Consider the following 21,195-nt stretch of genomic DNA (forward strand, 5'->3'; position numbering starts at 1 on the left):
CAGGGTGGCCCGGCAAGCCGACGGCGAGCGTCAAGCATACCTGGCTGACGTTCGCCGGGCCATCAAGCTGGGCCCTTGGTGGGGTCGCCCAGCGCCGACGCCATGAGCAGCTCACGGGTATAGGGGTGGCGTGGCGCGGTGAACAGGTCCTGGCTGGCGCCGTACTCCACCACCTGGCCATCCTTGAGCACCAGAATGTCATGGGCCAGGGCGCGGACCACGGCCAGGTCGTGGCTGATGAACAGATAGGTGAGGCCGTGCCTGGCCTGGAGGTCCCGCAGCAACGCCACCACCTGCTTCTGCACGGTACGGTCCAATGCCGACGTGGGCTCGTCCAGCAAGATCAGTTCAGGCTTGAGCACCAAGGCGCGCGCAATGGCGATACGTTGCCGCTGGCCGCCGGAAAACTCATGGGGGTAACGGTGACGGGTGGCTGGGTCCAGGCCCACCTCTTCAAGCGCCTCGATGACGGCGGCGTCGCACTGACGGGCACTGGCCTGCAGGTGAACCTCAAGGCCTTCGGAGACGATCTGCGCCACGGTCATGCGGGGGCTCAGGCTGCCGTAAGGGTCTTGGAACACCACCTGCATCGTGCGGCGCCACGGCCGCAGTTGCTTCTGGCTCAAGCGTTGTAAGTCGTGCCCCTGAAAATGAATGCTGCCTTGGGCATCGATCAGCCTGAGAATGGCCTGGCCCAGGGTTGATTTACCCGAGCCCGATTCGCCAACGATCCCCAGGGTTTTGCCGTGCTGCACCTCCAGGCTTACGCCGTCCACGGCTTTTATGTACCGCCAGGGCTTACGCCACAGGCCACCGCCCAAGGCATACCAGACTTTCAGATCGGCCACCTGCAAGACGGTGTCGCGCGTGCCACCGGGCAGCGCCTCGCCTGCGGGCTCGGCGTCCAGCAACAGGCGGCTGTAGGGGTGCTGAGGGGTTTGGAAGAGTGTCTCGCACGGGGCCTGCTCGACGATCTGCCCGGCCCGCATCACACACACGCGCTGGGCGATGCTACGGACCAGGTTCAGGTCGTGGCTGATGAGCAACAGCGACATCCCTAAGCGTTGCTGCAACGACTTGAGTAACAAGAGGATCGTGCGCTGTACCGTGACGTCCAGCGCGGTGGTGGGCTCATCGGCGATCAACAGGTCGGGTTCACAGGCCAGTGCCATGGCAATCATTACCCGCTGGCGCTGCCCGCCGGAGAGCTGGTGGGGGTAGGCCTTCAACCGCTGCGCAGGGTCTGCGATGCCGACCAGGGCCAGGAGTTCGAGCACCCGGGCCCTGGCTGCCGGCCCAGCCAGGCCGCGGTGCACCAGCAAGGTTTCGCTGATTTGCTGGGCTACGGTGTGCAAGGGGTTCAGGGACGTCATGGGCTCCTGAAAGATCATCGCGATACGGTTACCCCGTACCTGCCGTAAGGTGGCCGCGGGGGCGCCGAGCAATTCTTGCCCTCGGTAGCGGATGCTGCCCTGGCTGTGGCTGTTGCCGGGCAACAATTGCAGGATGGCGTTGGCGGTTACTGATTTGCCCGAGCCGGATTCGCCGACCAATGCAAGGCATTCACCGGCGGCGATGTCCAACGAAAGGCCGCGCACCACCGGTGCACCGTCGAAGGCAATGCACAGGTCGCGGATTTCGATCAAGGGCGCGCTCATGGCAGCCTCCGTTTCAAACTCGTGGGTCGAACGCATCGCGCAGCGCCTCGCCAATGAATACCAGCAGGCAAAGGATGACCCCTAACGAGAAGAACGCTGTCAGCCCAAGCCACGGGGCCTGCAGGTTCTGCTTGCCCTGCGCGATCAGTTCGCCCAGCGACGCGCTGCCGGCCGGCATGCCAAAACCCAGAAAGTCCAGGGCGCTCAACGTTGTGATTGCGCCGGTGAGGATGAACGGCAGGTAACTGAGGGTAGCGCTCATGGCATTAGGCAGAATGTGCCGCACGATCAGGGTGCGGCTGGGCACGCCCAAGGCCCGGGCGGCCTTGACGTACTCAAGGTTGCGTCCGCGCAGAAATTCGGCGCGAACCACGTCGACCAGGGCCAGCCAGGAAAACAGCGTCATGATCCCTAGTAACCACCAGAAACTAGGCTCCACGAACCCGGACAAGATAATCAGCAGGTATAGCACCGGCAGGCCTGACCACACCTCCTGTAGCCGTTGCCCAAGCAAGTCTACCCAGCCCCCGTAATAGCCTTGCAAGGCACCGGCCGCGATCCCGATCAGCGAGCTGAGCAGGGTAAGGGCCAAGGCGAATAGAATTGATACCCGCGCCCCATAGATCACCCGGGCGAGCACATCGCGGGCCTGGTCATCGGTGCCTAGCCAGTTCACTGCACTGGGCGGGCTGGGGGTAGGTTGGGTCAGGTCGTAGTTGGGTGTGTCCGGGCCGAAAGGAATGGGGGGGAACAGCATCCAGCCGTCTTGGCGTGCCACCAGTTGGCGGACGTAGTCGCTGCGGTAGTCGGGCTGGAAGGGCAAGACGCCGCCCAGTTGGGCTTCGGTATAGCGAGTGAACGCCGGGAAGTAATACTGCCCACCCGCCTTGAGCACCAGGGGCTTGTCATTGGCCACCAGCTCTGCGCCCAGGCAGATGAGCAGGAGCAGTGCCAACAGCCACAGGGACCACCAGCCACGCCGGTGCTGGCGTAAGCGCTTGAGGCGTCGCTGCGCCAGGGGAGAGAGGCGCATCAGCGGTGCCTCGAAAAGTCGATGCGCGGGTCGACCAGGGTGTAGCACAGGTCCCCCAGCAGTTTGATCAATAGCCCAAACAGGGTGAATAAAAACAGCGAGCCGAACACTACGGGGTAGTCCCGAGACACAGCGGCGTCGTAGCTCATGCGGCCCAGGCCGTTCAGGGAGAAGATCACCTCGACCAGCAGGGAGCCTGCAAAGAACACGCTGATGAAGGCCTGGGGCAGGCCAGCGACCACTAGCAGCATGGCGTTGCGCAGCACGTGGCCGTACAGTACCCGCCGCTCGCTGACGCCCTTGGCGCGGGCGGTGACCACATACTGGCGGGTCACTTCGTTGAGAAAGGCGTTTTTAGTGAGGATGGTCAGGCTGGCGAAGCCGCCAATGACCAGCGCCGACACCGGCAGCACCAGGTGCCAGAAGTAATCGGCCACCTTGCCCAAGGGCGACAACTGGTCAAAGCCCTCGGACACCAGGCCTCGTACCGGGAACCAGTCCAGCCCGGTACCACCGCAGAACACCACGATCAGCAGCATGGCGAACAGAAAAGACGGCATCGCGTAACCGATCACCACGGCGCTGCTGGTCCACACATCGAAGGCACTGCCATGGCGTACCGCTTTGTGGATGCCCAAAGGGATAGACACCAGGTACGTGATGAGCGTGGCCCAGAACCCCAAGGAGAAGGTGACCGGCATCTTCTCCACGATCAGGTCAGTGACCTTCTGGCCTTTGAAAAAACTGGTGCCGAAATCAAACACTGCATAGTGCTTGAGCATCAGCCAGAGCCGCTCCGGTGCGGGTTTGTCAAAGCCGTACTGGCGTTCGATGTCCTTGATCATCGCCGGGTCCAGGCCGCGACTCGCGCGCGAGCTGCCCTGCACCGCCTCCCCCCCGCTCGCGCCAGCCTGGCCCTCGCCTAGCCCTTGCAGGCGCGCGATGGCTTGTTCGACCGGCCCGCCCGGCGCGGCCTGCACGATCACGAAGTTCACCAGCAAGATCACTACCAAGGTGGGCACGATCAACAGCAGGCGCCGCAGGATGTACCCGCTCATGGCCGTGGCGCCGTGCTGAGGCGGGCGGCCATCTGGGCGCTGGTCAGTGGCTGCGGGCTCACTTCCCACCACGTGTCTGGCGCCTCTTCATAAGCGGCCTGTTCGCGCGGCATGCCAAAGCGGTTCCACCACACGGTGGAGGTGCCTGGTGGGTAATAGTTGGGTATCCAGTAGTCATTCCATTGCAGCACCCGGTCCAGGGCATGGGCGTGGTCGACCATGTCGTCGTAGGTGGTGGCCTTGGCCACCCCATCGATCAGCGTGTCCACGGCAGGGTCGCGCAAGGCCATGTAGTTGCCGGACCCTGTATCGGTGGCCGCAGCCGACCCGAAATAGTTGTACAGCTCCAGCCCTGGCGAGGCGGACACCGGGTAGCCGGCAACGATCATGTCGTAGTCGCGGGCCATCAGGCGGTTCAGGTATTGCGAAGGGTCTATCCTGCGGATCTGCAGGTCGATCCCGATCTGTGCAAGCGTGCGCTTATACGGCAGTAGCAGGCGTTCAAGACTGGCCTGGGTATTGAGAAAGGTAAAGCTCAAGGGGTCGCCCTGTGCATTTACCAGCCGGTCGCCCTCGGGGCGCCACCCGGCGTCGGCCAGCAGTGCCAGGGCCTGCAGCTGCTTGTCACGAATGTAGCCGGTGCCGTCGGTGATGGGCGCCTTGAAGGCCGGGCCGAACACCTCGTTGGGCACCTGGCCGCGCAGGGGCTCCAGAATAGCCAATTCCGCCGGGTTGGGGGCGTGCGTGGCCGCCAGTGGGCTGTTGGAGAAATAGCTCTGCTGACGAATATAGAGGTTGCGCATCAGCTGCCGGTTGCTCCACTCGAAATCCCACAGCAGGGCCAGGGCCTGGCGTACCCGGCGGTCCTGAAACAGCGGCCGTGACAGATTGAACACATAGCCCTGGGCGGATTGCAGCCCTTTGGGCGCCAGGTGCGCGCGTTGCAGGCGGCCGTCGTCCAAGGCAGGGCCGGCATACCCCAGGGTATAGCCGGTGGCTGAAAACTCCCGGTTGTAATCAAAGCCGCCGCCTCGCAGTACTTGGCGGGCTACGTCGATGTCAGCGAAATACTCCACGCTGACCTGGTCGAAGTTGTACATGCCCCGTGCTGCAGGTAGATCCTTGCCCCACCAGTTGGGGTTTCGCTGGAACGTCAGGCTGCGGCCGTTATCGACCTTGCTCACCTGATAAGGCCCACTGCCCAGAGGCGGCTCGAAGCCTCCGCCATTGGCGAAGTCGCGGGTTTTCCACCAGTGCGCCGGGAAAACCGGCAACGTTGCCACGTCCAGCGGCAGGGTCCGGCTGTCACGGCGCTTGAAGTCAAAACGCACCTGGCGTTCGCCCTCTACCTCAACACGGGCCACGTCCGCGAACTGCGCCCGGTAGCGAAGGCTGCCTTGGGTCATCAGCAACTCGAAGGTAAAGCGCACGTCCTCAGCGGTGATAGGCGTGCCATCGGCGAAGCGGGCACGAGGGTCCAGGTAGAAGCGGAGAGTGAGGCCGTCCTCGCTCAATGCCATGGCATGGGCCACCAAGCCGTATACCGTGTAAGGCTCGTCCAGCGAGCGCACCGCGAGGGGCGAGTACACCAAGCCGTCGATCTGTGACACGCCTGTGCCTTTGTCGATGAAGGGCATCAGGTGATCGAACTGGCCAATCTCCAGCGCGGCGCGCCGAAAGCTACCGCCTTTAGGGGCTTGGGGGTTGACGTAGGCAAAGTGCTCAAAGCCGGCCGGGTATTTGGCGGGCTCACCATAGACCGTGAGGGCGTGCTGGGCGGCGGCGATGCAAAGGGCTGGAGCGGTTGAACAGAGCGCGAGCGCGCAACCTAGAAACACTAAAACCGATCGCATTGGCAGCCTTGAGCAGGTTCGGGGAAATGCCTGGTTGCCATCATGCACGCCCGCGCGTGGAAAAAAAACGGCCCGCCATAGAGCGAGCCGCTTTTATCTCACGCCAGCGGTCAATCCTGACGGCTGGTGACTTCCAGCAGGTGATAACCGAACTGGGTTTTTACCGGGCCCTGCACGGTGTTGACCGGTGCGCTGAAGACGACCGTATCGAATTCCTTGACCATCTGGCCTGGGCCAAAGGAGCCCAGGTCGCCGCCTTGACGGCTCGACGGGCAGGACGAATTGGCCTTGGCGACTTCGGCGAAGTCGGCGCCGCCTTCAATTTGCGCTTTGAGTTCGTTGCACTTGTCTTCGCTGGAAACCAGGATGTGGCGTGCGGTGGCTTTAGCCATGTGAAGTACTCCTCGTTAAATGAACGGGCTAGCCTAACCCGCGCTGGCGCATGAGGCCAGCGGGATTGCTGGCGGTAGGGGCGTTGGCTACTGGCACGCCTCGCGCAGCGCAGCGTCGGTCGCGCTCCAGCCCAGGCAGGCATCGGTGACCGACACTCCGTAGCGCAGGGTGGGCCCGAGGGGCTGAGCCCCGCCGAAGAGGTGGCTTTCCAGCATCACGCCCACCACCGCCGCGTTGCCCTGCCGCCGCTGGCGCAGTACCTCGGCCAGCACTTGCGGTTGGCGCAGCGGGTCCTTGCCGCTGTTGCCATGGCTGCAGTCCACCACCACGCGCGGGTTGACGCCGGCTTTGAGCAAGGCTGCCTGTGCACGGGCCACATGAAGGGCGTCGTAGTTAGGCCCGCCATGGCCGCCCCGAAGCACCAGATGGCAGTCGGGGTTGCCCTCACTCTCGATTGCAGCTGGCTGCCCGTCGGCGTTGATGCCCAAGTAGCTGTGGGCATGGGCAGCGCTACGGATGGCGTCGCAGGCCACGCTCAGCGAACCATCGGTGCCGTTCTTGAACCCAATCGGCAGCGCCAGGCCGCTGGCCATCTCGCGGTGCACTTGCGACTCAGTGGTACGGGCGCCAACCGCAGCCCAGGCCAGCAAGTCGTCGAAATACGCGCTGGCAAGCGGCTGCAACAACTCACCCGCCAAGGGCAGGCCCAGCTCCAGCAGCGCCAGCTTGAGCTCACGGACACACCTCAGGCCGTGCGGCATGTCGTGGCTGCCATCAAGGTGGGGGTCGTACAACAGCCCCTTCCAGCCCACGGTCGTGCGGGGCTTTTCGACATACGCACGCATCACGATCAACAGCCTGTCTTTAAGCGCGTCGGCCAAGGCCGCAAGGCGTTTGCCGTAGTCAAGGGCGGCCTTGGGGTCGTGCAACGAACAAGGGCCAGCGATCACCAACAGCCGCGAATCGCGGCCCGTCAGGATGTCGCGGATGGCCTGGCGATGACCGGTTACCTGCTGGTGCAAATGATCGGGAAGGGGGAGAACCTGGCGCAGTTGGCGCACGCTAGGGAGTACGTGGCCACTGGATGATGCCGTTAGCGCTGGCAGTGATGTCGGCGAGTTACGCGTGGAGAGGGAAAGTGCTACCTGGGTATTCATGGGGCGATCCTTGTCGCCCGTTGCGTGTCAGGCACGCAAACGGGCAGGTGAGGGTGTTCGAGGCCGCATGTGCGCGCGGGTGTGAAGGGCAGTGCAGTGGGTAAATCGCCAGGTGTCGGTCGACGCGTTGCGGTAAGTGGCGTAAGGCATGGTGGTGCTCCAGCGATTGCACGTAGAAAAAACAAAACCCCCGATCAGCTAGCCGACCGGGGGTTGTTGAAAACGCTGTCAGGCTACCCGGTTGCGGGGCGCCTGAATCTGAACCTCAGAGGCGCCGTTGGCTAAACCAATAGCTAAAATACGCGCCGCCTTGTGCCTGACCAACAGCCACACCTGTGCCCGCCATGCGCTGTGCGCAGGCTGGGGAAGGGTTGGCAGTGAGGATAAGGGCGGGCATGCTAAGGGCTCCTGATGTGCAGAAAGCTTACGTGAGCGCTTCAGCCATCGCAATGCTTTGGTGCCATCTGTTTATACCTTGGAGCGGCCTGTGGAACTTGTCTTGAAGCCCGCCAGTGACGCAGACCTGCCGTTCGCGCGGGCCCTGGCTCGACGCACGATGATGCCTTATTACACCCGCCACGGCCTGCTGTGGCGTGACCATGACTTCGACACAGGCTGGGGCTGGCGCGAGAATTACCTCCTCTACCGAGGTGAGGGCCCGCTGGGCTTTGTCAGCCTGAGCGTCGATGCCCAGGCCCTGTATATCCGTGAGCTGCATTTGATCGAGGTGGCACGGGGCAAAGGCACCGGCGCTGCGTTGCTGGACTACGCCGTCACCCTGGGTGAGCAGCGAAACCTCAGGCGATTGAGGCTAATGGTGTTCAAAGACAACCCGGCGCAAAAGCTGTACGCCCGTAAGCGGCTGGCGATGGTAGGCGAAGACAGCTGCTTTTGGCGGATGGAGCGGCCCCTTGCTACTCAGCCTGGCAGGGCGGCGCAAACCATGGATTGGGTAATTCGTTGAATAGAAATTTACAATCAACACCATAATGCAGACTGTTTGTTAATTATTTAGCGCGCGAATTAAAATCGCTCAATACAGTTGCATAGCGCCTGTAGCATCCGGTCGTGTAGCCAGTGCTAGGCCATGGCAGGGCAGAGGTCTCTTTCATCAAAGGTTGTGTGGAATAGCCGCATGCTCACAGGTACGTACTCTTCACCCCTAGTCGTTATTTCCTGCCTGGTTGCCATGCTGGCCGCCTATACGGCGCTGAGCCTGGCTGGGCGTATTTGTAGCCGCCACTGGCCGCGCCGCTGCGCTGTGGATCTGCGGTGGCTCATTGGCGCTAGGTATCGGCATCTGGTCGATGCACTTCATTGGCATGCTTGCGTTCAACTTACCTATCGCGCTGGGTTATGACCTGGATATTACGTCGCTTGCCTTGGCCATCGCGGTCGCCAGCGCAGGCTTTGCACTTTGGGTCATCAGCCGCGCCGTCTTATCCTGGCCTCGGTTGGCAGTGGGTGCGCTGATACTGGGTTCGGGCATGGCCGGCATGCATTACACCGCCATGGCGGCGGTACGCTTCCCGGAAGGCAGCTGCTGCGCCGCTGATGGCGCACGTGGGTTAAGCCGCGATGGGCTGGTCTCCCTGCATCACCCTGATGACGCCATGCACCTGGCTGCCTTTCAGCAACCTGACGTTGGAAGTCACGGAAACCACCGCCATGAGCGACCCGGATGCCAGCATGGCGGTCTTGCAGCAGTTGGCCGACCTGGGCGTAGATATTTCCATCGATGACTTTGGCACAGGCTATTCCAGTCTGATGTACCTCAAGCGGCTGCCTGCCAGTGAGTTGAAAATCGACCGGGGCTTTGTGAAGGGCTTACCCCAAGACAGTGACGATGCGGCCATCGTCGGCGCAATCGCGGCACTGGGGCAGGCCTTGGGCTTGCGTACGGTAGCCGAAGGGGTGGAGACCCCCGATCAACAAGCCTTCCTCACGCGCTTGGGTTGTGATGGCGTGCAGGGCTATTTGTTTGGCCGACCAGAGCCGGCCATGCGGTTCATGGCCGCCATCGGCGCCCATACTGGCGTCTTGTGCAGTGCGTACTCTAGCGCGAGCGAGGCCGGGTGGGTTCAGCCCGCAGAGTGTCGTATTCAGCTTTGCCCATTGCCTTGGCGTTGGGATTGCCCAGCGCGTGCAGGGGAACCCGGTAGGTCTCACGCGCGCTGTACGCTGCAAGGGCTGCTACCAGGGTGACCGCCAAGGCGATGCTGCCAACCGTGAGCGGTATGTTGTCCGAGCCTGGCGGGGCAACTGCTGCGAACAGGGCCGGAAGCAGCGCAGTGACCATCGTGCCCAGGTTCTGGGAAATCGCCATGGCAGATACCCGGTAGCGGGTCTGGAACAGTTCGGGATAAAAGCTGGGGAACACCGCGTTGTAGCCTTGATACACCACGCCCCACATCAGGATGGACAGCGCGAACGCCCAGGGCACGCTGTGCAGGCTGATGGCATACAGGTAAGCCACGGACAACACACCCGCCCCGAGTGCGCCACTGATGATCATAGGGCGACGGCCTACTGTGTCTGACCAGTTGCCTACAAAGGGGATCACCAGTACGGCGACCAGGTTACCGACGACGGGTATCCACAGGTACACACTCTTTGAAAACTCCACGCCATAAGCCGGCTGCACGGCATAGGCCGCGCCAAAGACCGTTGCCACCACAGGGATAATATTCATCAGGGCCATGCAGGTAACCAAGCCCATGTTCTGCCAGCTGTTTTGAAAAGCCTCCGCCACCGGGGACCGCAGGTTCAGCCGTTGGGGGGTGTCACCGACGTCGCTTTGGCTAAAGGCTGGGGTTTCATGCACCTCGCGCCGAATGATGACGCCTGCAATCAGTACCACCGCGCTAAGCAAGAAGGGAATGCGCCAGCCCCATAGGTTGAAGGCTTCATCTGGCATAAAGTACGCCAAAGGCAGGAAGATGGCAGCGGCCAGTATTTGGCCGGCCTGCACGCCTTGCAATGTGTAACTGGCGTAATAGCCTCTCCGGCCAAACGGCGCGTGCTCCAGGATCATCGCGCTGGCTCCAGAGATCTCCCCGGCCACTGCAAACCCCTGGATCAGGCGCAGTACCACCAACAGCGTCGGGGCAAGCATGCCCACCTGGCTGTAGGTGGGCAGCACACCCACCGCCATGGTGGCAAAGCCCATAAGAAACATGCAGACCAGCAGCACGTTTTTGCGACCGCGCGTGTCGCCCAGGTGGCCCAGCACCATCGCGCCTATCGGCCGCGCTACGTACCCCACACCGTAGGTCGCTAAAGACGCCACGATCGCAACCTTGGGGTCAGTGGTGGGGAAGAAAATCTGCGGAAACACCAAGGCGGCGGCCTGGGCATAGATAAAGAAGTCGTAATACTCCAGCGCTGAACCTACCCAGCCACTGGCGGTGGCTTTTCGCGTCTGTTGTGAACCGTCGGAAAGGGGGGCAAGGCTTGGCATGTTGGTCTCCACTGTTTGCATAGTGTGCCAAACGCTGACGCCACGTGCAGCCGGAATGATCGCATTTCAATGGCGCCTCGCTTTAACGCACTTCTCTAACCGATGCTGGCACTTATCAGCCAGGTGGGAGGTCCAAGCGCGTTATTGATAAAAGCGGAGTCATGATGAGCGGCGGCTGGATGCAAATAGTGGATGCGCTTCAATCAGAGTTTGCTGACATAACCGACCTGGAGCAGATCACCCGCGTTACTGTGCGGTTGATAGTGGCTGCGCTACTGGGCGGCATATTGGGTTATGAGCGAGAGAACAAAGGCAAGGCTGCCGGCGTGCGTACCCATATGCTGGTATCCGTGGGCGCGGCGCTATTCGTGATGGTGCCGCAGTTGGCGGGGTCTGAAGCCGATGCGCTGAGTCGCGTGGTGCAGGGTATCGTGGCGGGGGTGGGCTTTTTGGGTGCCGGGACCATTCTTAAAGGCCAGAACCTTAGCGCGCACGAGGTAAAGGGCCTAACCACGGCCGCAGGGCTATGGATGACCGCTGCCATTGGTACTGCAGCAGGCTTGGGCCGCGAAGGCACGGCCGTGCTTAGCACGCTGGTGGCGTGGGCAGTATTGGCATTCGGCCCACGCCTGGCCACTCACGTTGAACATAAAAAAAACGACACCTGAATACTCAGGGCAGTATCTTGACGGTGCGTATGGCCGTGGCCTTATAGGGCACACTCACCTGTTCCTTGCCGGCTAGCTCCGGGTGATGCGCAATCAAATGGCGCACTTCCTCCATGATCTGGTCTTTCTCGGGTGATGCGGCGATGAAGGTAATGGATTTGATCCGCCGAACGATCACGTCTTCAGGTGTGCCGGTATGAAGGTGGCTCCAGGTGTGTTCCTTGGGCAGAGAGTAGCCGCGCTTGATGCCTTCACTGAGCACCTCGCGCCATTCGTTGGTGTAATAGCGCGGGTGATCCCCCGCATACCGGTTGACGATAGCCGCCAGTCTGCCCACCCAGTCCACTGACGTGTCGCGTACGTTCCAGAACAACCCCAAATGGCCGCCAGGTTTAAGCACCCTATGGATCTCATGCATGGCCTGAGTGTCTGCAAAGAGGTGAAAGGCTTGAGCGCAGACCACCGCGTTCATGCTGCCACTGGGCACTGGGATGCGTTGCGCCGAGCCTTCTTCCACCAGCACATCAGGCAGGTTTTGCTTGAAGCGCTCTATCATTTTAGGTTCCGCGTCTACCGCGGTGACACGCGCTTGCAGGTCGACCAACAGGCGCGTTGCGCTTGATCTCCATTTCAGCCATGAGCCACTCCTTGATCGCTGGCGGATAGCCCGGCCGCCCTTGGTCATAGGTGTCTGAGACCAGGCCAAAGCGCTGGATGCGGGGCAGGTGAAACAGCTCGGCGAAAGGCTTCATGGCGTCTCCTCGGCAGCAGATACAGGCTCGGTGCTCCTGAAGGAGGCGCCTTGCCTAAGCGTAGCGTAGCTGCGCCGGGCTGCACGGTGACGTGTACTGATTTCAGCGAGTTGAGCCGAGGTGGTTCTGTTCGGTCAGGCGCTGAACGGCAAGCCGGCGATAGTGAGAGGGCGTCATGCCCTTGAGCTGCTGAAAGCGCCGATTGAAATTGGAGATGTTGTTGAATCCTGACTCAAAACACACCTGGGTCACGGGTTTGAGCCCATCAGCCAGCAGTTCGCAGGATTTACTGATACGCAGACGGTTGACGAACTCTACAAAGCTGCGCCCTGTGGCCTGTTTGAACACGCGGGAAAAATACGTAGGTTTCATGTTCAAGTGCGCGGCCACTCCCTCGAGCGACAGCTCGCGTGCGTAGTGGGCGAAGATGTAGTTCACAGCACGGTTGGTGCGGTCGACGTTGGTTTCGTCTGCCAGGTCTACCGAACTCGCCGCCGACAGCAGCGCATAGTCTTCGCTAGTGGCCAGGGCCTCCATCAGGATCAGAAAGTAGCCCAGCCGGCTGATGCCCCCGCTACTGGCGATCAACCCCATCAAGCGGGTCGCTTCGCTGATCACGCTGCGGTCCCGGAATTCAATGCCGTAACAGGCCCGTTCCAGCAAAGGGCCCAGGGTTTTGAGCTCCGAAAACACCAAGTGCCCGGGTTCGAACAGCGCATCGGTGAAGTTGACCAGCATGTCCCGCTGCGGGAAGTGTTCGCAGTCGGCAACTTGGCTGATCCAGTTATGGGGGAGGTTAGGGCCCGTCAAAAAGAGGCTGCCCGGACTGAAATTGCCAATGTAATCGCCAATGAACACGGTGCCCGAACTGGCGGTGATCAGGTGGAGTTCATACTCTTTGTGAAAGTGCCAGCGCACCAGCGGGCAAGGAAAGCCATGCTGGCGATAGATGATGGACAACCCTACATGGTCATCCATTAATTCGTAAGAGGGGTCACTGTTGCGGGAAGGCCGGTTCATGCGCGTCCTGATGCGTGGCAGTACAGCAGGCTACGCAGCATAACGGCCTGGTTGCGACAAACCAAGCCTTTGCACGAGTGGCTAGGTGCGTAGCCTAGCGACCATTGGCCAACGATTTGCCAGAGGGTATACGAAGGCTGTTCAAGGCTTCCTGAGCCTGACGTAATGCCTGAGTAGCTTTGCCCTCGCAGCGGTGTCGGATGGTCGAGGCCAGTGCCTCTACAATGCCCACTGCACTGACAATGCATTCACCCAATACAGGATGGTTGGACGGGGCATATAAGGTGTGGCCCGCCACCCGCGCCAAGGGGGACGCCGGGGAATCGGTGATCGCCAGCACGGTGGCCTTGCGCGACTGGGCGTAGCGCGCCAAGGCCAGGGCATGATCGCTGTAAGGCGGCAGGCTGATGACCAGTAGCGCATCCTGCGGGCCAATGTTGGCAATCCTGTGCGCTGCCGCCTCGCTACCTCCTTCGGTGCTGACAGCCTGTACATGCTGGCAAACAGGCTGGAACGCACACGCTGCCAAGCCCGCAAGGTAGTGAGCACTACCAAAGCCCAAGGTGTACACCTGCCCGGCCTTTATCAAGGTATCGGCCAAGGCCTCGAAGGTGGCCTCTGCGTTGGCCGCCAGGGTGGCATCCATGTTGCCTTTGATCACTCGCACCTGCAGCTCTAGTGCAAAGGCTCGGCCCGGCCGCTGTTGCAACTCATGCCGTACTTTGTCAGTAGGTGATATGAGCGCCAGAAGGTTTTCCACCAGCGCAGCGCGCAACCCCGTGAAGCCAGCCAGGTTGATGGCATGTGCCAGCCGGTTCACTGCTGCCGTAGAGGCCCCGGTGGCAATGGCGATTTCATCGATGTTCATGGTAGCCGAGCGCATGGGATTGCGGAGGATGAAATCCGCAACCTTACGCAGGGCTGGCTTAAGGCTTGGCGACGCTACCATGAGATTTTTCATGACAGGCGTATCGTAAACCAGGCTGCCGCTGACATTAAGCATGGTTCTACCCTCAGGCAGGTTGTGTATAAGAAATCTCAGCCTGAGTGTAGAGGGGAAGCGTAACGGATCCAAGGGTAATGTCGGAAAAACATGCTCAAAGGCAAAAAATGTGCATTGCTGTATAAAACAACAGCCTTAAAATAGGTTTGTAAGCAAAATTACAGCTCGCAAAATAAAATTTTTATTTTATTTAATTTTTATTTTTCAAAGGGTTATCGAGGATACTTATTGTTAATTAGCTACTTATAAAAATGGCGTCAATATTTTATAAAAGGTGAAACGACAAACAATGACTGGTCGGTCACAACAGAAAAATGTCGCGACGTGACCGAGAGGGTTGAGCTGGGAGTTGAGGGAGCACAAACAGGGACGTTTATGCTCTGTACAAGATCTGGCTGAAAGCTGCGGGGGTCAGGATGCCTTGCTGAGGTCGCTGATGGCGTCGCGAAGCTGGTCGATCGAGAAAGGTTTGTCCAGACGCGTGACGCCGGGAGGTAGATCAAGCGTATTGCCATAACCGCTGGCAACCACCACCGGCATGCTGGCGTGGAGTTGGCGCGCCAGCTTCGCCAGGTCTATCCCGTCACGGTTCTTGGCGTCTTGCAGGCCAACGTCTGTAACCATTAGGTCTATACCGCCCTCATGGTTGAGCTTTTGTTCGGCCACATCCCAGCTGTCTGCCTCCACCACGGTAAATTCAAGCTCTTCCAGAACATCTACCATCAACATGCGAACGATGTCGTCATCCTCGACCACGAGGATCTTTTTTATGTCAGATGAAGGCATGGATACTTCTCTAGATAAATAGAAACGGGGGCCGGGCCTGTCATGGCTAGCCCAGAGAGCGCACCGAGACGTTGCCGGCGCCTTGCCACAAGGCGGATATCCTACGTGGAAAACCTCCAAGTGAATAAGAATTTTCCTAGCGGTCGTCAGGAAACAGGACCTTGAACGAAATTTTTGGCACACTTTGCCGCTGATCTCACCCGGACCATGGACATGCCCAGAACCTTTTCCCTCGACGAGTTTGCATTCCGTAAGATTCTGATGCGTAACGTGGCCTTGCCCTTAGGCGTGGGCGTGGTAAGCGTCATGGTATTTGTCGGGTTGCTCACCTACCTGCTGTCAGTGATCGGGTGGGTGGATCACACCGATCGGGTGATCAACAATGCCAATGAAGCGGTAAAGCTGTCGGTCGACATGGAGACCGGCATGCGAGGCTTTTTGCTCACTGGCGATGAGCACTTCCTCGACCCTTACGAGGTGGCAAAACCGCGTATCCATGCAGAACTCGAAAACCTCAAGGCGCTGGTCGGCGACAACGCGCAACAGGTTGACCGGCTCAGCCGTCTTGAGAGTCTCCAAGACGCCTGGAATACCTTTGGCAGCGAGATGATCGAGCTGCGCCGCCAGAACGGCGACTACCGGGGGGCCATCCTCGCGGGGCGAGGCAAGCGGCTAACCGACGAAATTCGCGTGCAGTACACGGCGTTCGTGGCGATGGAGCAGCAACTTCGGGTTCAGCGCAGCGAAGAGGTTACCCGTACCACGTGGATTGCCGTCACCCTTTACCTCCTATTCGTGCTGGTACTGAGCGGTTTGCTGGCCTACCGCGGGCGCAAAGACTTGCTGAGCCTGTCGACCCAATACGGTTCAATTCTGGATGCACAGAACCGCAGCGCTGAGCGTCTGGAGGCGCAGGCGTGGCTACGTACCGGGCAAACCCAGCTGGCCGAGCAGGTACTGGGGCAACTGACCGTGCAAGCGCTGGGCACTAACGTGCTGCGCTTCTTCTCCCAGTACCTGGGCTGCGTCGTAGGTGCGATCTATGTTCGCGATGAACAGAGCAACCTGCGCCGGGTGGCTACGTATGGCTTTTCCCGTCAGCAGGAAGGCCGTGATCACGTGGTGCGAGGGGTAGAAGGGATTGTAGGGCAGGTGGCGCATCAAGGCCGCTTGCACCGGCTGGACGATGTGCCCGAGGATTACTTCAAGGTAGCGTCAGGGCTGGGCGAGGGGCTGCCTCGTAGCGTCGCCGTGCTCCCTGCGCTCAATGACGGTCAGGTTAACGCGGTAGTCGAGCTGGGCTTCCTGCGGCCCCTGAGTGATCGGGACATCGCGTTCCTAGAGTTGGTCGCCGGTAATGTCGGCACGTCTATAGAGGCAGCCCGCTACCGTCAACGCCTGCAGGAAGTGCTCGCTGAAACCCAGCAACTCAACGAAGAGCTGCAAGTGCAGCAAGAGGAACTCAAGACCGCCAACGAGGAGCTGGAAGAACAGTCTCGGGTATTGAAAGAGTCTCAGGCCTACCTGGAAACCCAGCAGGCCGAACTGGAGCAAACCAACGAGCAACTGGCCGAGCGCACAGAGGCCTTGGCCAGCCAGCGCGATGCCTTGGAGCAAGCACAGATCCAGCTCGAAGAGCGGGCAGACGAGCTGCAGCGTTCAAGCCGCTACAAGTCTGAATTCCTGGCCAATATGTCCCATGAGCTGCGCACCCCGCTCAACAGCTCGTTGATCCTGGCCAAGCTGCTGGCCGAAAACCCCGACAACAACCTAAGTGCCGACCAGGTCAAATTTGCCGAGTCGATTTATTCGGCGGGTAACGACCTGCTAAACCTCATCAACGATATTTTGGACATTTCCAAGGTTGAAGCCGGCAAGCTGGACGTGCGCCCCGAAAACACCACGGTGCATCGGTTGGCCGACAGCCTCAAGGTGATGTTCCAGCCATTGGCTGCAAGCAAAGGGTTGCAGCTCGATGTACAGGTGGACGAGCGCGCGCCTACCACGATGTTCACCGACCGTCAGCGCGTGGAGCAAATCCTCAAGAACCTCCTGTCCAACGCGCTCAAATTCACTGAGCAGGGCAAGGTTGGCCTGACCATCACAGGCGAGGGTGAGCGCAATATTGCCTTTATCGTCAGCGATTCCGGTATCGGCATTGCGCCTGACCAGCAGCAGGTGATTTTCGAAGCGTTCCGTCAGGCGGATGGCACCACCAGCCGGCGTTACGGCGGCACTGGCCTGGGCTTGTCGATTTCCCGCGACCTGGCCGCGCTGTTAGGTGGCGCTATCAGCGTAAGCAGTACCCTCGGCCAGGGCAGCACCTTCACCCTGGTCCTGCCGGCACATTACGAACCGGGCATTATCCCTAACATGGGTGCCCCTCGGATCGTGGCCAATCCTGCACCTGCACCACAGGCACCCGTTGCGCCAGCGCCGTTGCCCGTCGCGAGCCAGCCCCCTGTGCGCATTGCCAGCTTCCCGGACGACCGAGAGCTGCCTCCAAGCAGCCAGCGCTGTATTTTGGTGATCGAGGACGAGCCTAGTTTTGCCCGCATTCTGTATGACTTGGCCCATGAGCTCAATTATCGCTGCCTGGTCGCCCACGGTGCCGATGAAGGGTTCGACCTGGCCGCGCGCTTCGTGCCGGACGCCGTGCTGTTGGACATGCGGCTGCCGGACCATTCTGGCCTCACCGTCTTGCAGCGGCTCAAGGAGCAGGCCACTACCCGGCACATCCCGGTCCATGTGATCTCGGTAGAAGACCGGGTAGAGGCCGCCATGCACATGGGGGCGGTGGGGTATGCGGTCAAGCCTACATCGCGGGAGGAGCTCAAGTCGGTGTTCGCGCGGCTTGAAGCCAAGCTGACGCAAAAGCTCAAGCACATCCTGCTGGTCGAGGATGACGACCTTCAACGCGACAGCATCGCCCGCTTGATCGGCGACGAAGACATCGAAATCACCGCTGTAGGCTATGCCCAGGAAGCGCTGGACCTGCTCAGGGAAAACATCTATGACTGCATGATCATCGACCTGAAGCTACCGGACATGCTCGGCAACGATTTACTCAAGCGCATGTCTACGGATGAGATCAGGTCCTTCCCACCGGTAATCGTGTACACCGGGCGAAACCTGACCCGGGAGGAAGAGACCGAGCTACTGAAATATTCGCGCTCGATCATTATCAAGGGCGCACGTTCGCCTGAACGCCTGCTCGATGAGGTCACGCTGTTCCTGCACAAAGTGGAGTCTCAGCTCTCCAGCGAGCGGCAGAAGATGCTAAGAACTGCGCGCAGCCGGGACAAAGTGTTTGAAGGGCGCAAAATTCTGGTGGTCGACGATGACGTGCGCAACATCTTTGCCCTGACCAGTGCACTGGAGCAAAAAGGCGCGGTGGTGGAGATTGGGCGTAATGGCCGTGAAGCAATCGAGCGGTTGAATGCGGTCGGGGAAATCGACTTGGTGCTGATGGACGTAATGATGCCGGAGATGGACGGCTTCGAGGCGACGCGGGAGATCCGCAAGGACCCTCGCTGGCGCAAGCTGCCGATCATCGCGGTCACGGCCAAGGCGATGAAGGACGATCAGGAGCGCTGCCTCAATGCAGGTGCCAACGACTACCTGGCCAAACCTATCGAGCTGGACAGGTTGTTCTCGCTGATACGGGTATGGCTGCCACAACTGGAGCGGATTTGAGTGCGTGACCCCTATACCCCTGCTTGCCTGGCGCGCCCTCGATGACTGAACGCACGCTGGACATTGAAATACGGTTGCTGATCGAGGCGATTTACCTCAAATACAGCTATGACTTTCGGGATTACTCTGGCGCGTCGGTAAAGCGCCGAGTGCTCCACGCGCTTCGTCAGTTCGAGTGCGAGACGGTGTCGGCCTTGCAAGAGCGGGTGCTGCACGACTCCGCCGCGTTCACGGAGCTGTTGCAGATCCTGACCATTCCCGTGAGCGAGATGTTCCGGGACCCGGAACACTTCTTGGCGCTGCGCCGTGACGTGGTGCCGCTGCTCAAGACCTATCCTTCCCTCAAGCTATGGGTGGCAGGGTGTAGCACGGGCGAGGAGGTGTATACGCTGGCGATCCTGTTGCGCGAAGAAGGGCTGTTGGAGCGTACCTTGATTTACGCCACCGACATCAATGCAACGTCCCTGGAGCGCGCCAAGCAGGGTATTTATTCACTGGAGGCGATTCACGCCTACACCGAGAATTATCACCGCGCTGGAGGTAAGGCGAGCTTTTCGGACTACTACACCGCCGCCTATGACCACGCTATTTTTGACAGCAGTTTGCGCGACAACGTGACCTTCGCTGACCATAGCCTGGCCACCGACAGTGTGTTTTCCGAGACCCACGTCATTACCTGCCGTAACGTCATGATCTACTTTAACAAGAAGCTTCAGGAGCGAGCCTTCGGCTTGTTCCATGAGTCCCTGTGCCGCCGTGGCTTTTTAATGGTAGGCGCCAAGGAAACCCTGGACTTCTCTGCCTATTCGGACCGTTTCGAGACGCTCAACCGCGTCGCCCGGATCTACCGAAAATTATGACGAGGCGCTGGTGATGAGGCGTTCCTGTGAGGCGGTAGTGATGGGGGCCTCAGCCGGTGGGGTCGAGGCGATGCTGACCGTGCTGGGCGAGCTTCCCGAGGCATTCGACGTGCCTGTGATCATCGTGCTCCACCTACCGGAGCGGCGATCAAGCGAACTTGCGACAGTGTTCGAGCGCCGGCTGCGCCGGCCAGTATGTGAGGCCGAGGACAAAATGCGTGTAGAGAAAGGTACCCTCTACGTGGCAGGGCCCAACTACCACTTATCCGTCGAGCGTGACCTGAGCTTTTCGCTGAGCCAGGAGCCTCGCGTACACTACTCCCGGCCCTCCATCGACGTGCTGTTCGAGTCGGCAGCCGACGCCTATGGCAGTGGGTTGGTGGCAGTGCTCATGACCGGCGCCAGCCATGATGGTGCGCTGGGGCTTGAGGCGATCCACCGTGCGGGTGGCCTAACCGTGGTGCAAGACCCTGCCGAGGCCAGGGTTTCCACTATGCCCCTGGCCGCGCTGCAACGCTTCACGCCCAACCATATTCTTACCTTGAAAGGCATCGGGGAGCTGCTCGCCGATCTGGAAACAGGCACATGCTGAGTCAAAGCCCCACCAAATTGCTGATCGTCGACGACCTGCCCGACAACTTGCTGGCGCTTGAGGCGTTGATCAGAACCCCCGATCGTGAGGTTTTCAAGGCCTTGTCTGCCGATGAAGCGCTGTCGCTGCTGTTGCAGCACGAGTTTGCCCTGGCGATTTTGGACGTACAAATGCCCGGCATGAATGGCTTCGAGCTGGCCGAGCTGATGCGCAGTACCGAGAAAACCAAGCATATCCCGATCGTCTTCGTGTCAGCGGCAGGCAGGGAGATGAACTACGCGTTCAAAGGCTACGAAACCGGTGCGGTGGACTTCCTGCAAAAGCCACTGGACACCTTGGCGGTCAAGAGCAAGGTCAGCGTGTTCGTAGACTTGTACCGCCAGCGTAAAACCCTCAAGGAGCAACTGACGGCATTGGAGCGAAGCCGCCAGCAGCAGGAAACACTGCTGCTGCAACTTCAGGCCACCCAGCATGAACTTGAGCATGCAGTGCGCATGCGTGACGACTTCATGTCAGTGGTGTCTCACGAGGTGCGCACCCCTCTTAACGGGCTGATCCTAGAAACCCAGTTGCGCAAGATGCATGTCGCCAAGGGCAACGTCGATGCCTTCAGCCTCGACAAGTTGCGCGGGATGGTCGACCGTGACGAGCGGCAGATACAAAGCCTGATCCGGCTGATCGAAGATATGCTCGACGTGTCGCGTATCCGTACAGGCAAATTGTCCATTCGTACCGCGCGCTTTGACTTGGTTCAATTGGTGGGCAGTGTGGTAGACCGCTTTGCCGCCCAGGCCGCGCAAGCCGGTGTGACACTCGATTACACCGCAGGCGAGTCGGTAATAGGTGAGTGGGATGAGTTCCGCATCGAGCAAGTGGTGGTCAACCTGCTTACCAATGCCTTGCGCTACGGGGGCAAAGGCACTGTAGACATCCGCGTCAGCGCCACCACCGACGAAGCCCGCATCGATGTGCAAGACCATGGGGCTGGTATCAGTGAGGCTGACCAACAGCGCATCTTCATGCAGTTCGAACGTGTTTCGAACCGCCATGGCATTGGTGGCCTTGGGTTGGGGCTGTTTATTTCCGAGCAGATCGTCTCCGCCCATCATGGCCGCCTCACGGTGCAAAGCACCCCAGGCGAGGGCGCCTTGTTTAGCATTCACCTACCACTGGTGGCGTGCCCCGCTTAATGACGCAACCTCCGCT

Annotated in this window: 21 protein-coding genes and 1 pseudogene; 9 read left to right on the forward strand and 13 right to left on the reverse strand. The window is 60.2% G+C overall.

Annotated features, from left to right (window positions below):
• Nucleotides 1–62: 62 nt before the first annotated feature.
• The 7 genes from AC4LE2_RS08985 to AC4LE2_RS09015 form a co-directional block, all read right to left on the reverse strand.
• Entirely contained in the window at nucleotides 63–1,658 is a 1,596-nt protein-coding gene (locus tag AC4LE2_RS08985; protein ID WP_491825421.1) for an ABC transporter ATP-binding protein, read from the reverse strand.
• 13 nt (nucleotides 1,659–1,671) lie between these two features.
• The gene (locus AC4LE2_RS08990; protein ID WP_491828099.1) at nucleotides 1,672–2,694 is read right to left on the reverse strand and encodes an ABC transporter permease; all 1,023 of its coding nucleotides are present in this window, start codon (nucleotides 2,692–2,694) and stop codon (nucleotides 1,672–1,674) included.
• The gene (locus tag AC4LE2_RS08995; RefSeq protein WP_491825422.1) at nucleotides 2,691–3,749 is read right to left on the reverse strand and encodes a microcin C ABC transporter permease YejB; all 1,059 of its coding nucleotides are present in this window, start codon (nucleotides 3,747–3,749) and stop codon (nucleotides 2,691–2,693) included. The genes AC4LE2_RS08990 and AC4LE2_RS08995 overlap by 4 nt, the downstream gene beginning before the upstream one ends.
• Nucleotides 3,746–5,602: an extracellular solute-binding protein gene (locus AC4LE2_RS09000; protein WP_491825423.1), complete on the reverse strand. Its 1,857-nt coding sequence runs from the start codon at nucleotides 5,600–5,602 to the stop codon at nucleotides 3,746–3,748. The genes AC4LE2_RS08995 and AC4LE2_RS09000 overlap by 4 nt, the downstream gene beginning before the upstream one ends.
• A gap of 110 nt (nucleotides 5,603–5,712) precedes the next feature.
• On the reverse strand, nucleotides 5,713–5,994 hold the full coding sequence (locus tag AC4LE2_RS09005; protein WP_430327818.1) for a peptidylprolyl isomerase: 282 nt from the start codon (nucleotides 5,992–5,994) through the stop codon (nucleotides 5,713–5,715).
• An 87-nt stretch (nucleotides 5,995–6,081) separates the two neighbouring features.
• Nucleotides 6,082–7,152, reverse strand: a complete 1,071-nt coding sequence (locus AC4LE2_RS09010) for a 3-deoxy-7-phosphoheptulonate synthase (protein ID WP_491825424.1) — start codon at nucleotides 7,150–7,152, stop codon at nucleotides 6,082–6,084.
• 265 nt (nucleotides 7,153–7,417) lie between these two features.
• A complete protein-coding gene (locus AC4LE2_RS09015) occupies nucleotides 7,418–7,549 on the reverse strand; it encodes a hypothetical protein (protein WP_491825425.1) in 132 nt (43 codons plus the stop codon).
• A gap of 90 nt (nucleotides 7,550–7,639) precedes the next feature.
• Here AC4LE2_RS09015 and AC4LE2_RS09020 point away from each other — a divergent pair, with 90 nt between their 5' ends.
• The 4 genes and pseudogenes from AC4LE2_RS09020 to AC4LE2_RS09035 form a co-directional block, all read left to right on the forward strand.
• On the forward strand, nucleotides 7,640–8,116 hold the full coding sequence (locus AC4LE2_RS09020; protein ID WP_491825426.1) for a GNAT family N-acetyltransferase: 477 nt from the start codon (nucleotides 7,640–7,642) through the stop codon (nucleotides 8,114–8,116).
• 171 nt (nucleotides 8,117–8,287) lie between these two features.
• A complete protein-coding gene (locus AC4LE2_RS09025; protein ID WP_491825427.1) occupies nucleotides 8,288–8,512 on the forward strand; it encodes an MHYT domain-containing protein in 225 nt (74 codons plus the stop codon).
• Nucleotides 8,433–8,894 carry an MHYT domain-containing protein gene (locus tag AC4LE2_RS09030; protein ID WP_491825428.1) on the forward strand — a complete coding sequence of 154 codons (462 nt, stop codon included), beginning with the start codon at nucleotides 8,433–8,435 and terminating at the stop codon, nucleotides 8,892–8,894. Before AC4LE2_RS09025 ends, AC4LE2_RS09030 begins: the two co-directional genes overlap by 80 nt.
• Nucleotides 8,776–9,174: pseudogene (locus AC4LE2_RS09035) on the forward strand (EAL domain-containing protein); the annotation flags it as partial. The gene AC4LE2_RS09030 and the pseudogene AC4LE2_RS09035, both read left to right, overlap by 119 nt.
• A gap of 34 nt (nucleotides 9,175–9,208) precedes the next feature.
• Here AC4LE2_RS09035 and AC4LE2_RS09040 read toward each other — a convergent pair.
• Entirely contained in the window at nucleotides 9,209–10,612 is a 1,404-nt protein-coding gene (locus AC4LE2_RS09040) for an MFS transporter (RefSeq protein WP_491825429.1), read from the reverse strand.
• 164 nt (nucleotides 10,613–10,776) lie between these two features.
• On the opposite strand from AC4LE2_RS09040, the gene AC4LE2_RS09045 reads away from it, so the two are divergent.
• Complete coding sequence (locus AC4LE2_RS09045) at nucleotides 10,777–11,280, forward strand: MgtC/SapB family protein (RefSeq protein ID WP_491825430.1); 504 nt, start codon at nucleotides 10,777–10,779, stop codon at nucleotides 11,278–11,280.
• Between the two features lie 4 nt (nucleotides 11,281–11,284).
• Here the strand turns inward: AC4LE2_RS09045 and AC4LE2_RS09050 are convergent, their stop codons facing one another.
• The 5 genes from AC4LE2_RS09050 to AC4LE2_RS09070 form a co-directional block, all read right to left on the reverse strand.
• Nucleotides 11,285–11,836 (reverse strand): class I SAM-dependent methyltransferase, encoded by a 552-nt coding sequence (locus AC4LE2_RS09050; protein ID WP_491825431.1) that lies wholly within the window; start codon nucleotides 11,834–11,836, stop codon nucleotides 11,285–11,287.
• 1 nt (nucleotide 11,837) lies between these two features.
• The gene (locus AC4LE2_RS09055; RefSeq protein ID WP_491825432.1) at nucleotides 11,838–12,032 is read right to left on the reverse strand and encodes a hypothetical protein; all 195 of its coding nucleotides are present in this window, start codon (nucleotides 12,030–12,032) and stop codon (nucleotides 11,838–11,840) included.
• A gap of 102 nt (nucleotides 12,033–12,134) precedes the next feature.
• On the reverse strand, nucleotides 12,135–13,052 hold the full coding sequence (locus tag AC4LE2_RS09060; protein ID WP_491825433.1) for a helix-turn-helix domain-containing protein: 918 nt from the start codon (nucleotides 13,050–13,052) through the stop codon (nucleotides 12,135–12,137).
• 94 nt (nucleotides 13,053–13,146) lie between these two features.
• Complete coding sequence (locus AC4LE2_RS09065; protein ID WP_491825434.1) at nucleotides 13,147–14,055, reverse strand: MurR/RpiR family transcriptional regulator; 909 nt, start codon at nucleotides 14,053–14,055, stop codon at nucleotides 13,147–13,149.
• A 411-nt stretch (nucleotides 14,056–14,466) separates the two neighbouring features.
• Nucleotides 14,467–14,841, reverse strand: a complete 375-nt coding sequence (locus AC4LE2_RS09070) for a response regulator (protein WP_491825435.1) — start codon at nucleotides 14,839–14,841, stop codon at nucleotides 14,467–14,469.
• 213 nt (nucleotides 14,842–15,054) lie between these two features.
• Between AC4LE2_RS09070 and AC4LE2_RS09075 the strand changes: the two genes are divergently transcribed.
• The 4 genes from AC4LE2_RS09075 to AC4LE2_RS09090 are packed head-to-tail and all read left to right on the forward strand — an operon-like array spanning nucleotide 15,055 to nucleotide 21,179.
• Nucleotides 15,055–18,537 carry a response regulator gene (locus AC4LE2_RS09075; RefSeq protein ID WP_491825436.1) on the forward strand — a complete coding sequence of 1,161 codons (3,483 nt, stop codon included), beginning with the start codon at nucleotides 15,055–15,057 and terminating at the stop codon, nucleotides 18,535–18,537.
• Nucleotides 18,538–18,578: 41 nt separating this feature from the next.
• A complete protein-coding gene (locus tag AC4LE2_RS09080; RefSeq protein ID WP_491825437.1) occupies nucleotides 18,579–19,397 on the forward strand; it encodes a CheR family methyltransferase in 819 nt (272 codons plus the stop codon).
• Between the two features lie 13 nt (nucleotides 19,398–19,410).
• Entirely contained in the window at nucleotides 19,411–19,989 is a 579-nt protein-coding gene (locus AC4LE2_RS09085) for a chemotaxis protein CheB (RefSeq protein WP_491825438.1), read from the forward strand.
• A complete protein-coding gene (locus tag AC4LE2_RS09090; protein ID WP_491825439.1) occupies nucleotides 19,983–21,179 on the forward strand; it encodes a hybrid sensor histidine kinase/response regulator in 1,197 nt (398 codons plus the stop codon). The genes AC4LE2_RS09085 and AC4LE2_RS09090 overlap by 7 nt, the downstream gene beginning before the upstream one ends.
• The last annotated feature ends 16 nt before the right edge of the window (nucleotides 21,180–21,195 follow it).

This window comes from Pseudomonas sp. 9.3L (assembly GCF_058536285.1).